The 13,246-nt window shown below is 64.2% G+C and carries 13 protein-coding genes; 9 read left to right on the top strand and 4 right to left on the bottom strand.

The features are described 5' to 3' along the window. Positions 1 to 59: 59 nt before the first annotated feature. The 4 genes from aroE to mpl form a co-directional block, all read right to left on the bottom strand. Complete coding sequence (gene aroE, locus BLW71_RS19055; RefSeq protein WP_091799036.1) at positions 60 to 923, bottom strand: shikimate dehydrogenase; 864 nt, start codon at positions 921 to 923, stop codon at positions 60 to 62. Further along, positions 920 to 3,034, bottom strand: coding sequence for a ribonuclease catalytic domain-containing protein (locus BLW71_RS19050; protein ID WP_091799033.1), 2,115 nt, complete (start codon positions 3,032 to 3,034; stop codon positions 920 to 922). The genes aroE and BLW71_RS19050 overlap by 4 nt, the downstream gene beginning before the upstream one ends. Positions 3,035 to 3,218: 184 nt before the next feature. Continuing rightward, positions 3,219 to 3,821 carry a YqiA/YcfP family alpha/beta fold hydrolase gene (locus BLW71_RS19045; RefSeq protein WP_091799030.1) on the bottom strand — a complete coding sequence of 201 codons (603 nt, stop codon included), beginning with the start codon at positions 3,819 to 3,821 and terminating at the stop codon, positions 3,219 to 3,221. Continuing rightward, entirely contained in the window at positions 3,818 to 5,212 is a 1,395-nt protein-coding gene (gene mpl / locus BLW71_RS19040; protein ID WP_091799027.1) for a UDP-N-acetylmuramate:L-alanyl-gamma-D-glutamyl-meso-diaminopimelate ligase, read from the bottom strand. The genes BLW71_RS19045 and mpl overlap by 4 nt, the downstream gene beginning before the upstream one ends. Before the next feature lie 279 nt (positions 5,213 to 5,491). Here mpl and BLW71_RS19035 point away from each other — a divergent pair, with 279 nt between their 5' ends. From BLW71_RS19035 to BLW71_RS18995, 9 genes are all read left to right on the top strand, one after another. Next, the gene (locus tag BLW71_RS19035; RefSeq protein ID WP_091799024.1) at positions 5,492 to 6,145 is read left to right on the top strand and encodes a UDP-N-acetylmuramate--alanine ligase; all 654 of its coding nucleotides are present in this window, start codon (positions 5,492 to 5,494) and stop codon (positions 6,143 to 6,145) included. A 9-nt stretch (positions 6,146 to 6,154) separates the two neighbouring features. Beyond that, entirely contained in the window at positions 6,155 to 6,706 is a 552-nt protein-coding gene (locus BLW71_RS19030) for a TlpA family protein disulfide reductase (protein ID WP_091799020.1), read from the top strand. Between the two features lie 194 nt (positions 6,707 to 6,900). Further along, positions 6,901 to 7,356, top strand: coding sequence for a type II 3-dehydroquinate dehydratase (aroQ, locus tag BLW71_RS19025; RefSeq protein WP_091799017.1), 456 nt, complete (start codon positions 6,901 to 6,903; stop codon positions 7,354 to 7,356). A 69-nt stretch (positions 7,357 to 7,425) separates the two neighbouring features. Continuing rightward, positions 7,426 to 7,896: an acetyl-CoA carboxylase biotin carboxyl carrier protein gene (accB, locus tag BLW71_RS19020; protein ID WP_012434379.1), complete on the top strand. Its 471-nt coding sequence runs from the start codon at positions 7,426 to 7,428 to the stop codon at positions 7,894 to 7,896. 132 nt (positions 7,897 to 8,028) lie between these two features. Then, positions 8,029 to 9,396: an acetyl-CoA carboxylase biotin carboxylase subunit gene (gene accC / locus BLW71_RS19015; RefSeq protein WP_091799014.1), complete on the top strand. Its 1,368-nt coding sequence runs from the start codon at positions 8,029 to 8,031 to the stop codon at positions 9,394 to 9,396. 3 nt (positions 9,397 to 9,399) lie between these two features. Further along, complete coding sequence (gene prmA, locus BLW71_RS19010) at positions 9,400 to 10,302, top strand: 50S ribosomal protein L11 methyltransferase (protein ID WP_091799011.1); 903 nt, start codon at positions 9,400 to 9,402, stop codon at positions 10,300 to 10,302. A gap of 48 nt (positions 10,303 to 10,350) precedes the next feature. Next, complete coding sequence (locus BLW71_RS19005) at positions 10,351 to 11,616, top strand: zinc-ribbon and DUF3426 domain-containing protein (protein WP_091799008.1); 1,266 nt, start codon at positions 10,351 to 10,353, stop codon at positions 11,614 to 11,616. 73 nt (positions 11,617 to 11,689) lie between these two features. Beyond that, the gene (gene tpx, locus BLW71_RS19000; protein WP_091799005.1) at positions 11,690 to 12,190 is read left to right on the top strand and encodes a thiol peroxidase; all 501 of its coding nucleotides are present in this window, start codon (positions 11,690 to 11,692) and stop codon (positions 12,188 to 12,190) included. Positions 12,191 to 12,284: 94 nt separating this feature from the next. Continuing rightward, positions 12,285 to 13,223 (top strand): carbohydrate kinase family protein, encoded by a 939-nt coding sequence (locus BLW71_RS18995; RefSeq protein WP_091799002.1) that lies wholly within the window; start codon positions 12,285 to 12,287, stop codon positions 13,221 to 13,223. Positions 13,224 to 13,246: the final 23 nt, after the last annotated feature.

Genomic DNA, 13,246 nt, shown 5'->3' with positions numbered 1-13,246 from the left:
CTCCAGGTCCTCGTGTCGGTAAATTCGGCAAGGTAAGACGCAGCATTTGCGTGACGCGGTTAAGCGTGCGACGGCGCAGCCAACTGCGCACGCAATTCGGCCAGCACCGGCGCGCCGTCGGGCCGCACGCCGCGCCAAACGTAAAACGACTCGGCCGCCTGCTCGACCAGCATGCCGAGTCCATCGGCGCCGCGTGCACCCAGCTTCCGCGCGTGCTCCATGAATACCGTCGGATGCGCGCCGTACATCATGTCGTAGGCGAGCGTGCCGCTGCCGAACGCGCGGTCGTCGCACTCGGGCAACGACGCGTCCAGACTACCCGCCGTCGCATTGACGATCACGTCATACGCGCTCGCTTCGATCACCCGCGCGCTACCACCGCTCAGACGACACGAGGCGTCACTCGCGGCCTGCGCGAACTGGCCGACCAATGCTTCGGCCTTCTCCGCCGTACGATTGACGATGGTGAGCGTATGCGGCGCGCGCTCCAGCATCGGCAGAACCACGCCACGTGCGGCGCCGCCCGCGCCCAGCAACAGAATGCGCGCGCCCTTCAGCGACACGCCGAGATTCACCTCGATATCGCGCACGAGACCAAAGCCATCGGTGTTGTCGCCGAAAATACCGTTCGCGTCGACGCGCAACGTATTCACCGCGCCCGCAGCCGCCGCGCGCGGCGACAACGTGTCGGCCAACGCATGCGCTTCGAGCTTGAACGGCACGGTGACGTTCAGCCCGCGCCCGCCTGCCTCGATGAAGGCCCGCACATGCGGCACGAACGCATCCACCGGCGCGAGCAGACGGCCGTACTCGACCGGCTCGCCGGTCTGTTCGGCAAAACGTCCATGAATGAACGGCGATTTGCTATGGCCGACCGGATTGCCGATGACCGCATAACGGTCGAGTGAATCGTTGGCGCTCATCGTCCGGGCTCCGCAATCTGCTGTTGAGTGGCGGGATCGTTCGCGCCATCGCCATTGGCGGCGTCGCTCGGCGTGGCCGCCTCGTTGCCCTCGAGTTCGGCTTCGGCCTGAGCCTCGGCTTCGCCTTCGGCGCTCTCGTCGGCAGCGTCGATGATTTCCTCTTCGCTCTCGTCCGCTTCTTCAGCCTCGCTGCCGCTCGTCACGGTCGGCGCGTCGAGCACGTGCAGGAGACGCACGGACGCTTCGACAGTCAACTCGTCGATCGACATCACTTCCATCTGCAAGCGCGTGCCGCGCGCATGCACGCCGAGACCCGGCACGTGCAGCAGCAACGGAATCTCTTCGAGACGCACCAGATCGCCCTTCACGACCGATGCCACCACCTGCTTCCTGTTTTCCTGCTTCAGCCAGCGCAGACACCAGAAGTACTCCATGCGGCGCTGATGATCGGCATACGCGGTGTAGGTATCGTCGAAACCTTGCACGACGGCGAACAGGTCGGCGTCTTTCGGCTTGAACGGTGCGGCCAATTTGGCGGTCACGCCGTGCTGCACACAGGCGATCAACTGCCACTGGTTCACCAGGTCGACATAACGGCGCAGCGGCGACGTGCTCCACGCGTACTGCGTGACGCCGAGGCCTTCATGCGGCGCGGCGTTGGTTTGCATGCGCGTGCGCTTCGGGCCGGTCGGCGCGCCGAACGCGCGCTGCGTGCGATAGATGCCCGGCACGCCATGATCGTGCAGGAACGCACCCCACGACGAGTTGGCGAGAATCGCCAGTTCGGCGACGATCGTATCGAGCGGCGAACCGCGCCGGCGCGGCGTGATCGTGATGTGCTCGCCTTCCACGTAGAAGTTGAAATCCGTATTGCGCTGCACTTCGCGACGCAAACCGTAACCGGCGCGCGCGGTCTGACGCTTCTCGAACAGCGCCTGCGCGAACGGCCACAGCACGGCGATGTCTTCCTTGTGCGGATAGTCGCCGGTGCCGGCGGCGAGCGCCTCTTCAGTCACCAGCTCGTCGAGCGTGTTGTGGCGCAGATTGTTCTTCACGAACACGCGCTCGGCGCGCGTTTCGCTCGCGACGATCTCCTGCGTCTCGCGATTGACGATCACATACAGAGAAAGCGCGGGGCGCAAGCCGCCTTCGGCCAGCGTGAACGCTTCGACGACGCTGTCGGGCAACATGGTGATCTTGTCGCCCGGCATGTACACGGTCGACAGGCGCGTGCGCGCGATCGCATCGACCTCGTCGCCGCGCTGAATACCGAGCGCCGGCGCGGCAATGTGCACGCCGATCCGCACACGGCCATCGGCCAGATGCTCGACGGAAAAGGCGTCGTCGATTTCGGTCGTGGTGATGTCGTCGATCGAGAACGCCTGCACGTTCGCTTCGGGCAGATCTTCGGGCAACGCGCCGACGGTAACCGGCGGGAAGCCGGTGCCGTGCGGGAAAAACTCCGAGAGGAATTTCGCCTCGTGCAATGCGCGCGCCGACGGAATGGCGCCGCATTCGAGCATCAGGCGCGCTTGCGAAATGCCGCGCGCCGCCGCCGCGCCTTCGAGCGCCTTGTATTCGATCGTGTTCTTGTCGGGCTTGGTCAGCAGCGCCAGCGCCTTGCTGCCGGTGAAGGCTTCCGGCAGACGGCCGGCCTTCAGCTCTTCCTCATAGCCGGCCTGCACCAGCGCCTGCTGACGCTTGCGCTCGAGTCCGGCAAGCGCCATCTTCAGTTGTTCTTGCGGCGCGCGCTGATACATGCCGCGGCCTTTGCGGCGGAAGTACACCGGCGAGCCGTGCATGCGCAACACCAGCGCGGCGCGCTCGATCGAGCCGAAGCGCTCGCCGAAATACTCGGCGCCGAGCGCGGCGAACGGGAATTCGTCGTCAGGCGCGCATTCCCACAGGAAATCCAGGTCGATCTCCTGCGCGGCGGCGTCGGCCTGTTGCATCAACTCGGCCGCAGTCGGCTTTTCGAATTCGATCAGCACGTCTTTCGCGCGCACCTTGGCGCGGCGTCCGCCCGGCAGCTCGACCTGAAACGCATCGCCCTGGCGCGACAGCACGCTGCCCGCCTTGAAACTGCCCGATTCCTCGAAGAAAACGTTCACTCAATACTCTCGTTCTGACTTGCATCTGCCGGCGCGCCCGATCTTGCTCTGCGATCGGTCACTGCATGCGCGGCACGGCAACGTGTTCGTGGTAGTGGATCCGCGACGCGTTACACGCGCGCCGGCGGCATGAATCTGATGAGCAGCCAATGCCTCGCTGCTGGAAAGCCCGGCCTGGCCGACTCTACGCGGCTTCGCGCGGGGCGGGCGGTTCGACGTCTTCCGCGTCGCAAAAGGCCAGCACCTCGTCGACGTATTGCGCGAACTCGCTGATCGCGTGGTCGCTCCCTTCGATCAGCGTAGTGCGTGCGCCGGGATAGTGCGCGAGCATTTCGCGGTAGTCGAGCACTTCGTCGCCGGTCGCGGCCATCAAATAATAGCGATCGGGCCGCGTGATCGACGCGACGCCAAGCGCGCGCAATTCATCCAGATGATGCGGCTCGACGACGATGCTGCCGCCGCCGTGCCACAACGGCTGCTCGCCGAGATAGGCGCTCAGGTCGCGCTGCGGCACGACTGCCGGATTGAGCAGCACCGCCGGCCAGCCATGCTTCTCCGCCAGATAAGTGGCGAAATAGCCACCGAGCGAACTGCCAATCAGCGTGACGTTTTTCGGCTTGGCTTCGGCCACCAGCGACTCGGCGAGCGCCACCGTCTCGAACGGCGAGACCGGCAGCATCGGACAGCACCATTCGTCGCTGCGGCCGAGTTCGACGAGCCGCGCCGCCAGCACGCGCGCCTTGAACGAATTGGGTGACGAGCGGAAACCGTGCAGATAGAGGATCACGAAGTGCCTCGCGCGGAAAGAGCGTCGAGCAGCTTCTGGTGCACGCCGCCGAAGCCGCCGTTGCTCATCACCAGAATCTGATCGCCGGGGCGCGCGGCGTGGACTACCGCTTTGACCAGCGCGTCGAGATTGTCGAAAGCCTGCGCTTTGCCGCCGAGCGGCGCGAGCGCCTCGCCGAGATTCCAGCCGAGCGCGTCGCGGCCGGTCGGCGCGCCGTAGCCGAACACGAGATCGGCGTCGGCGAGGCTGGCCGGCAATTGCGCTTTCATCACGCCGAGCTTCATGGTGTTGGAGCGCGGCTCCAGCACGGCGAGAATGCGCGTGTTCTCGCGCCCCACGCGGGCGCGCAGCCCCGCGACGGTCGTGTCGATGGCAGTGGGATGGTGCGCGAAATCGTCATAGACCGTCACGCCGTCCACGCTGCCGCGCACTTCCATGCGCCGCTTGACGTTGCGAAAGGTCGCCAGCGACCGGGCGGCCTGCGCCGGCGGCACGCCAACGTGGCGCGCGGCGGCGATCGCGGCCAGCGCGTTCATGCGGTTGTGCTCGCCTTGCACCTGCCACTCGACCACGCCGACGCGCTCACTGTTGTGATAGACGGCGAAACGCTCGTCGACCGGCACGCCGTCTTCCGCGGGCAAGGTTTCCCAGCCGCCCTGCACACCAAAACGCTCCACTTCGCTCCAGCAACCGCGCGTCAGCACGCGCTCCAGCGCGTCTTCACGGCCGTTCGTCACGATGCGGCCAATGCCCGGCACGGTGCGGATCAGATGATGGAACTGCGTTTCGATCGCGGCCAGATCCGGGAAAATGTCCGCGTGATCGAATTCGAGGTTGTTCAGCACGGCGGTTTTGGGCCGGTAGTGGACGAACTTCGAGCGCTTGTCGAAAAAGGCCGTGTCGTACTCGTCGGCTTCGATCACGAAGAAGCTCGAATCGGTCAGCCGGGCCGACACGCCGAAATTCAGCGGCACGCCGCCAATCAGAAAGCCCGGATTGAGGCCGGCGTCTTCGAGCAGCCAGGTCAGCATGGAGCTGGTGGTCGTCTTGCCGTGCGTGCCGGCCACCGCCAGCACCCATTTGCCGTTCAGCACATGCTCGCCGAGCCATTGCGGGCCGGAGGTGTACGGCAGACCGCGGTCGAGAATGGCTTCCATCAGCGGGTTGCCGCGTGAGACGACGTTGCCGATCACGAACAGGTCGGCGTTCAGACCGTTCAACTGGTCCGCGTCATAACCTTCGATCAGACGAATACCCTGTGCCTCGAGCTGGGTGCTCATGGGCGGATAGACGCCGGCGTCGCAACCCGTCACGGTGTGGCCCGCGCCGCGCGCGAGGACCGCGAGACCGCCCATGAACGTGCCGCAGATACCGAGGATGTGGATGTGCATAAGCCTGTCGTGCCGCGCGGGCGTTTTTCCTGGAACGACCCCCTAAACCTGCCGCTTCGCGCCAGGCCCCCAGAGGGGCAAGAAAACTTGGGGCGGGCCGGCGTTTTCCTGAGAGGGATGGGAGCGCAGAAGAGCGGCCGAATCGACCGTCTGCAAAGGACGCTATTGTAACCGACGCCTCCGGATCGCCCTATGAACGCTTGCCCGTACTTCCCGTGCCCGGCCGCGCGGTGCGACCCGCCAGGAAAGGCTGTCATCAATCTCTAGTATGATCGGGGGATGGTTCGCAAATCACATTTCGATCCGCAGCGCGTGCGCGAGGAAATCGCCATCGCGGCTGCGCGCATGATCGCCGAAGACGGTCTGGACTACGCCACGGCGAAGCGCAAAGCGGCCCGGCAAGTGGTCGGCGAGAGCCGTGTTGCCGGCGAGTGGCTGCCGGATAACGACCAGATTGAAGAAGAAATCCGGGAATATCAGTCGCTGTTCCAGGGCGACAGCCAGCCTGCTCTATTGCGGCGCCTGCGCCGTATCGCGGTCGACTGGATGGAGCGGCTCGCGCCGTTCAACCCCTATCTGACCGGCGCGGTGCTCGGCGGCACAGCCGGCGAACACTCGGACATTCACCTGCAGGTTTTCTGCGACAACCCGAAAGAAGTCGCGATCTACTTCCTGAACGCGAACATCCAGTACGACGTTTCGGAAACGCGGCATTTCGCCGGCCGCGGCTATGTCGAGACGCTCAGCTTCCTGTGGCGCCCCACCAATGAAGGGCGTGAGGCGGAACCGGTCGGCGTGCACGTCGCGCTCTACGAAACGGACGACCTGCGCGGCGCGGTACGGGCCGACGCGCGCGGCCGTACCGCGCGCGCGAATCTGCAAGCCGTACAGACGCTGCTCGACGGCAGCGACGTCGCCCCATCAACTAACTAGACTGACAAGATGAACACGAGACGGATTCTGGCGGGCGCGCTTGTCGCGATCGTCGCCGCGGGCGGCGGTGTGCTGGCGAGCCACTGGCTGAACGGCGGCAACACCGAAGTCGCGCCCAATGCACAGCCGGCTTCCGGCGAAAGCGCTGTCGCCCAACTGTGGAGCGCTCCGGTGACCACCGTGGACGGCAAGCCGCAAACCTTAAGTTCGCTTAAAGGACACCCAATCGTCGTCAACTTCTGGGCCTCGTGGTGCGGGCCTTGCGTCGAAGAAATGCCGGCGTTGTCCCAGCTTCAACGCGACTACGCAGGAAAAGGCATTCAGTTCGTCGGACTTGGCGTCGATTCGGACAAAAACGTTCAGGCGTTCCTGCAGAAAGTGAAAGTGGCCTACCCGGTGTATGTCACGGGCTTCGGCGGGGCCGACCTCGCGCGGGCATTCGGTAATACGGCGGGCGGCCTGCCCTTTACCGTCGTAATCGACGCAAAAGGTGAGATTCGCTCGACAAAATTAGGACAAATCGATCCGCAAGCGCTGAAAAAGACCCTCGACGCGCTTTAAATTTCACATTCTTTTGACACTCAAATACCCGCCGAACGCGCAAAAATACGCGCAAATCGCTCGGATTTGAGAGAAGATGGGCGCCCGGCGCGGCGGCAAAATGCCGCCGTAATCTAACCGTACGTTCGGGAAACTAGACAAGTTTCTCTAATCAGCGCTAAAGTGCGCCCAATTCCACGGAAAAAGAAGCGACCATGACGCGACTGCTGGTACTGCACGGACCCAACCTCAACCTTCTCGGCACCCGGGAACCCGAGGTCTACGGTCGCGTGACCTTGCCGCAGATCGATCAGGCGCTGGCGGACCGCGCAGCGGACGCAGGCGTCGAACTCGCGTCGTTCCAGAGCAACCATGAAGGCGCTCTGGTGGACCGCATCCAATCCGCCCGGACTGAACAGACCGATTTCATATTGATCAATCCCGCCGCGTACACGCACACGAGCGTGGCGATTCGGGACGCACTGGCGGGGGTCGGCATCCCGTTCGTCGAGATTCATCTGTCGAACGTGCATCGTCGCGAACCGTTCCGGCATCACTCGTATTTTTCCGACCAGGCGGAGGGCGTCATTTGCGGCCTCGGCTGGAAGGGTTATCTGTACGCGCTCGAATTCGCGCTCGACCGGCTCGCCGCCGGCTCGTCGCGCGGCTGATTCCAAACACGTCTAATTTGCGCCGGCTGCGTATGCGCCGGCACTTTTCGCATTGAAAGGGGCTTCCTGATGGATCTACGTAAACTGAAAACTCTGATCGACCTCGTCTCGGAGTCCGGTATTTCCGAACTCGAAGTGACCGAGGGCGAAGGCAAGGTTCGCATCGTCAAGAATGCGCCGCCGGTTTACGTGCAACCGTCCGCCTCGTATGCGCCGCAATACGCGCAACCAGCGCCGGCCATCGGCGGCGAAGCGCCGGCCGCTGCCGCAGCTGCGCCGGCCACGCCGGCCGCCGCCGCGCCGCAAGGCCACGTGGTGACCTCGCCGATGGTCGGCACGTTCTACCGCGCGCCGTCGCCGGGCGCGGACCCGTTCGTCCAGGTGGGCGACACGGTCAAGGAAGGCCAGACGATCTGCATCATCGAAGCGATGAAGCTGCTCAACGAAATCGAGTCGGACAAGTCCGGCGTGGTGAAGGAAATCCTCGTCGAAAACGGCCAGGCGGTCGAGTACGGCCAACCGCTGTTCGTGGTCGGCTGACGCGGCACGCTTAGCGCTTCTTTTTTGCGCATGCCGCCCGCGCGCCCGCAGTCCCCAAGGCGCGCGACCGATCCTCTGAGGCAGCCGGCGTTGTGATCAACCCGGCGCCCATTGATGAGTCGAAAACCCGCTATGTTTGAAAAAATCCTCATTGCCAATCGTGGCGAGATCGCGCTTCGTATCCAGCGCGCCTGCCGCGAGCTTGGCGTCAAGACAGTCGTCGTCTATTCGGAAGCCGACAAGGAAGCCAAGTACGTGAAGCTCGCCGACGAGGCGGTCTGTATCGGCCCGGCGCCTTCCAACCTGAGCTATCTGAATATGCCCGCGCTGATCAGCGCGGCGGAAGTCACCGACGCCGAAGCGATCCACCCCGGCTACGGCTTCCTCTCGGAAAACGCCGACTTCGCCGAGCGCGTCGAGCAGTCCGGCTTCACCTTCATCGGCCCGCGCCCGGAAACGATCCGGATGATGGGCGACAAGGTCACGGCCAAGCAGACCATGATCAAGACCGGCGTGCCGTGCGTGCCGGGTTCGGAAGGCGCGTTGCCGGAAGATCCGAAAGAGATCGTGAAGATCGCCCGCCAGGTCGGCTACCCGGTCATCATCAAGGCCGCCGGCGGCGGCGGCGGCCGCGGCATGCGCGTGGTTCACACGGAAGCGGCGCTGGTCAACGCGGTCAACATGACGCGCGAAGAAGCCGGCCGTGCGTTCGGCAACCCGCAGGTCTACATGGAGAAATTCCTGGAGAACCCGCGGCACATCGAAATCCAGGTGCTGGCCGATTCGTTCAAGAATGCTGTCTGGCTGGGCGAGCGCGATTGCTCGATGCAGCGCCGTCACCAGAAAGTGATCGAAGAAGCGCCGGCGCCGGGTATCGCGCGCCGTCTGATCGATCGCATCGGCGATCGTTGCGCGGACGCCTGCAAGAAGATGGGCTATCTTGGCGCGGGTACCTTCGAGTTCCTGTACGAAAACGGCGAGTTCTACTTCATTGAAATGAACACGCGCGTGCAGGTCGAGCATCCCGTGACCGAGCTGATCACGGGCGTCGACATCGTGCAGGAACAGATCCGCATTGCGGCCGGCGAAAAGCTCGCCTTCCGTCAGCGCGACATCGTGTTCAAGGGTCACGCGATCGAATGCCGGATCAACGCGGAAGATCCGTTCAAGTTCACTCCGTCGCCGGGACGTTTGACGTCGTGGCACATGCCGGGCGGCCCCGGCATCCGCGTTGACTCGCACGCCTACAATGGCTACTTCGTACCGCCGAACTATGATTCGATGATCGGCAAGCTGATCGCTTACGGCGCCACGCGCGAACAGGCGATCAAACGCATGCGCATCGCGCTGTCGGAAATGGTGGTGGAAGGCATTCAAACCAACATCCCGTTGCACCGCGAGCTGATGCTGGACGCGAAGTTCGTCGAAGGCGGCACCAGCATTCACTACCTCGAAAACCGGTTGGCCGCGAAGCAGCAGGCCGCGCCGGAAGAAGCGTAAGTCATGAGCTACCGGGAACTGATCGCCGAGTTGGCACGCGAGCACGCGGAGGAATTCTCCGACGCGCTGCTCGAGTTGGGCGCGCTGTCCGTATCGGTCGAAGATGCGGACGCCGACACGCCCGACGAGCAGCCGCTGTTCGGCGAGCCCGGTCTCACGCCGGATCGCACGGCGTGGCAGCGTTCGCGCGTGATCGCACTGCTCGCGCCGGAACACGAGCCGGCAGTGCTGCTGACCGCAGCGGCCAATGAAATCGGCCTGGAGACTGCGCCGTCATTCACCGTGCGTGAAGTCGAGGATCAGGATTGGGTGCGGCTCACGCAGTCGCAGTTCGATCCGATCAAGATCGGCGAACGTATCTGGGTCGTGCCGTCGTGGCACGACGCACCGGACCCTGAAGCACTCGTGCTGGAGCTCGATCCTGGCCTCGCGTTCGGCACCGGCAGCCATCCCACCACGCGGCTTTGCATGGAATGGCTGGAGCAATCGGTGAAGCCCGGGCAGTCATTGCTCGACTACGGCTGCGGCTCCGGCATCCTTGCGATTCTGGCGAAGAAGTGTGGCGCCGATCCGGTGTACGGCATCGACATCGACCCGCAAGCGGTCGAGTCGGCGCGTCACAACAGCGAGCGTAACCGCGCGGAAGTCACGTACGGTTTGCCCGACGAATGTCCCACTGGCGAGTTCGATATCGTGGTGGCCAACATTCTCTCCAACCCACTCAAGCTGATGGCGTCGATGCTCTCGTCGAAGGTCAAGCCGGGCGGCCGGATCGCGCTGTCCGGCATTCTGGCTCGGCAAGCGGACGAAGTCGCGCAGGTCTACGCACGATGGATCGATATCAGCGTATGGCGCGAACACGAAGGTTGGGTATGTCTGTCGGGAACGCGCCGCGAAAGCCATTAGAATAAGGCGTATTGTCCAACCAACGGCCTTCCGGCTTATCGGCTCAATATGCTCCTGGCGACGCGTTGCCCCTTCTGTGAAACCGTCTTCCGCCTGCAAACGGAACAGCTCGCGCTACGCCGCGGGCTAGTCCGCTGCGGGCATTGCCACGAAGTATTCGACGCGTCGAGCAGCCTGTTCGACATCACAGAAGGCGGTGATTTCTCCTCCGCCAAACCGGTCGCCGCTGCCGCGGCGATCGAAGCACTGTCGGGCGTGCGTCCGAAAGGCCCAGACTTCAGCGCCGAAGCCTGGGATCCGTGGGCGCCGGCACCCGACGCCGCCATCGACAATCGTCTGCGGCACAATGCCGGCAATGTGCCGCTCTCGCCGGTCTCCACCGACGCAGGCGTCGCGGTCACGCCGCGCCACGCCGCGGAGCCCGAACTGCCGGCCGGCGCATTCACCGCGCCCATTCCACCCGACCACGAACCGATTCTGGCGGACGCGCCGCTCGACCCGTTCGCGTATGACGTCGATCCGCCCGTCGAAGAAGCGCCGCGCGTCTGGCATAAGACCGAGCGCGCGTCTGACGCGCCGCTCGAAGAGCCGGTCCTGGATGAATCGGCCACTTTGCATGGCATCCCTGACAATGAGCCGCGCTTCGGCGCGGCCGGCGTAGGTGCAGCCGGTGTAGGTGCGGCCGGCGCAGGCGCAGCGAGCTTCGGTGGTGCCGGCGCGGCCGCTACCGCCGGCCCGGTTCCGGCAAGCGGCGAGCCCTTCTCCGTCCAGCCGGTCAACGACGGCGCCGAGCCCTTCCCCGTCGTGCGTGAAACGCGCCCGGCCGAGCCGCGGCGCACGGGCTGGATCATCGTCGGTTCGGTGGTGGCGGGACTGTTGATCATTGCGCTGCTCGCGCAGCTCGCCTGGTGGCAGCGCGAAACGGTGATGGTGTACTTGCCGCGCTCCCAGACGCTCTATGCGAAGGCCTGCGCGACGCTCGGCTGCCTCGTCACGCCACCGCACGACATCGACGGCTTGCAGGTCGAACCTTCCGATCTGCGGCAGATCGACGGCCCGCACAAGCTCGAACTGAAGATGCCGCTGCGCAACCGCTTCAACATTGCGCTCGCCTATCCGGCCATCGAGCTCACCCTTTTGGACGACCAGAACAATGTCGCGGTACGCCGCGTGCTGTGGCCGCAAGACTATGTACCGCCCGGCACGGCGATCGCGGCCGGCCTGCCCGCCCACACGACTCAGACCATGATCGTGCATCTCGACACGGGCAATGCGGTCGCTTCCAATTTCCGCGTACAGATTTTTTATCCGTAACGCATTCTTGCGTGCCCGGCACCGACCGGGTACGTCCACCGTCATTACTGACGAATTTTCGGAGCACAACAACATGAGTCAAGTCACGCTGGGTGGCAACCCGATTGAAGTAGCCGGCACGTTCCCGTCGGTCGGCCAGGCCGCTCCTGCTTTCTCGCTGGTCGGCAAGGATCTGAAGCCGGTGTCGCTGGCCGATTTCGCCGGCAAGCGCAAAGTGCTGAACATCGTCCCGAGCCTCGACACGCCGACCTGCGCCACGTCGACCCGCAAGTTCAACGAAGCCGCCGCCAAGCTGACCAACACGTCGGTGATCGTCGTGTCGGGCGATCTGCCGTTCGCCGCATCGCGCTTCTGCACGACCGAAGGCATCGAGAACGTCGTCACGGCATCCACGTTCCGTGGCCATGAGTTCGCGCAAGCCTACGGCGTCGATGTGACGAGCGGCCCGCTGACCGGCCTGACGGCTCGCGCCGTGGTGGTGATCGACGAGAACGACAAGGTCGTTCACGCTGAACTGGTCGGCGAAATCAAGAACGAACCGAACTACGACGCAGCACTCGCCGCGCTGAAGTAAACCCTTCGCGTACGAACTCCGGCGCCGCGCTTCATGCGCGGCGCTGTCGCATCGACGCTCCCTTTTCCTTTATCGTTTTTACAGGACGCTCGCCTTGGCTACGCTCATTTGCGGCTCGCTCGCCTACGACAACATCATGACTTTCGAAGGCCGCTTCCGGGAGCACATCCTGCCGGAGCAGGTCCACATCCTGAATGTGAGCTTTCTCGTGCCGACCATGCGCCGCGAGTTCGGCGGCTGTGCGGGCAACATCGCCTACTCGCTGCATCTGCTCGGCGGCGACGCGCGCATCATGGGCACGCTGGGCTCGGTCGACGCGCAACTCTATATGGACCGGTTCAAGCAACTCGGCCTGTCGACGGAAAGCGTGCTCGTGGTGCCGGACACCTATTCCGCCCAGGCGATGATCACCACGGATCTGGAAAACAATCAGATCACCGCGTTCCACCCCGGCGCGATGATGCAGTCGCATCTGAACCGGGCCGATCAGGCCAGCGGCATCACGCTCGGCATCGTCGCACCCGACGGCTACGACGGCATGATCCAGCATTCGGAGCATCTGGCGGCCGCGGGCGTGCCGTTCATCTTCGATCCGGGCCAAGGTTTGCCGCTCTTCGACGGCGAGTCGCTGCGGCGCATGATTGAACTCGCTACGTATGTAGCGGTCAATGACTACGAAGCCAAACTGGTCAGCAACAAAACGGGCTGGTCGATGGAAGAAATCGCCGGCAAGGTCGAGGCGCTGATCGTCACACTCGGCGAGCAAGGCGCGCAGATCCATCACGCGGGCGGCGTCGAAGACATTCCGGCGGTCAAGGCACGGCAAGTGCTCGATCCCACTGGCTGCGGCGACGCTTTCCGCGGCGGCCTGCTGTACGGCATCGAGAACAAGCTTGGCTGGGCCAGCACCGGCCGGCTCGCGAGCCTGATGGGTGCGCTGAAGATCGAACACCAGGGCCCGCAAAACTACGCGCCCAGCCGGGCGGAGATCAACGAGCGGTTCAAGCAGGCGTTCGGATACGACCTGCCGTAATACCGAGAGCTATTGGAGTTTAG

It is taken from the genome of Burkholderia sp. WP9, from assembly GCF_900104795.1.
Taxonomy (GTDB): domain Bacteria; phylum Pseudomonadota; class Gammaproteobacteria; order Burkholderiales; family Burkholderiaceae; genus Paraburkholderia.
Note: the sequence above shows the minus strand (reverse complement) of the source record. Positions and strands in the feature narration are given on the sequence as shown.

Excerpts from the sequence above, each read along its gene's own strand:
- BLW71_RS19035 (WP_091799024.1), top strand. The coding sequence starts at position 5,492 with ATGGTTCGCAAATCACATTTCGATCCGCAGCGCGTGCGCGAGGAAATC.
- BLW71_RS19030 (WP_091799020.1), top strand. The coding sequence starts at position 6,155 with ATGAACACGAGACGGATTCTGGCGGGCGCGCTTGTCGCGATCGTCGCC.
- tpx (WP_091799005.1), top strand. The coding sequence starts at position 11,690 with ATGAGTCAAGTCACGCTGGGTGGCAACCCGATTGAAGTAGCCGGCACG.
- accB (WP_012434379.1), top strand. The coding sequence starts at position 7,426 with ATGGATCTACGTAAACTGAAAACTCTGATCGACCTCGTCTCGGAGTCC.
- BLW71_RS19005 (WP_091799008.1), top strand. The coding sequence starts at position 10,351 with ATGCTCCTGGCGACGCGTTGCCCCTTCTGTGAAACCGTCTTCCGCCTG.
- aroE (WP_091799036.1), bottom strand. The coding sequence starts at position 923 with ATGAGCGCCAACGATTCACTCGACCGTTATGCGGTCATCGGCAATCCG.
- accC (WP_091799014.1), top strand. The coding sequence starts at position 8,029 with ATGTTTGAAAAAATCCTCATTGCCAATCGTGGCGAGATCGCGCTTCGT.
- mpl (WP_091799027.1), bottom strand. The coding sequence starts at position 5,212 with ATGCACATCCACATCCTCGGTATCTGCGGCACGTTCATGGGCGGTCTC.
- prmA (WP_091799011.1), top strand. The coding sequence starts at position 9,400 with ATGAGCTACCGGGAACTGATCGCCGAGTTGGCACGCGAGCACGCGGAG.
- aroQ (WP_091799017.1), top strand. The coding sequence starts at position 6,901 with ATGACGCGACTGCTGGTACTGCACGGACCCAACCTCAACCTTCTCGGC.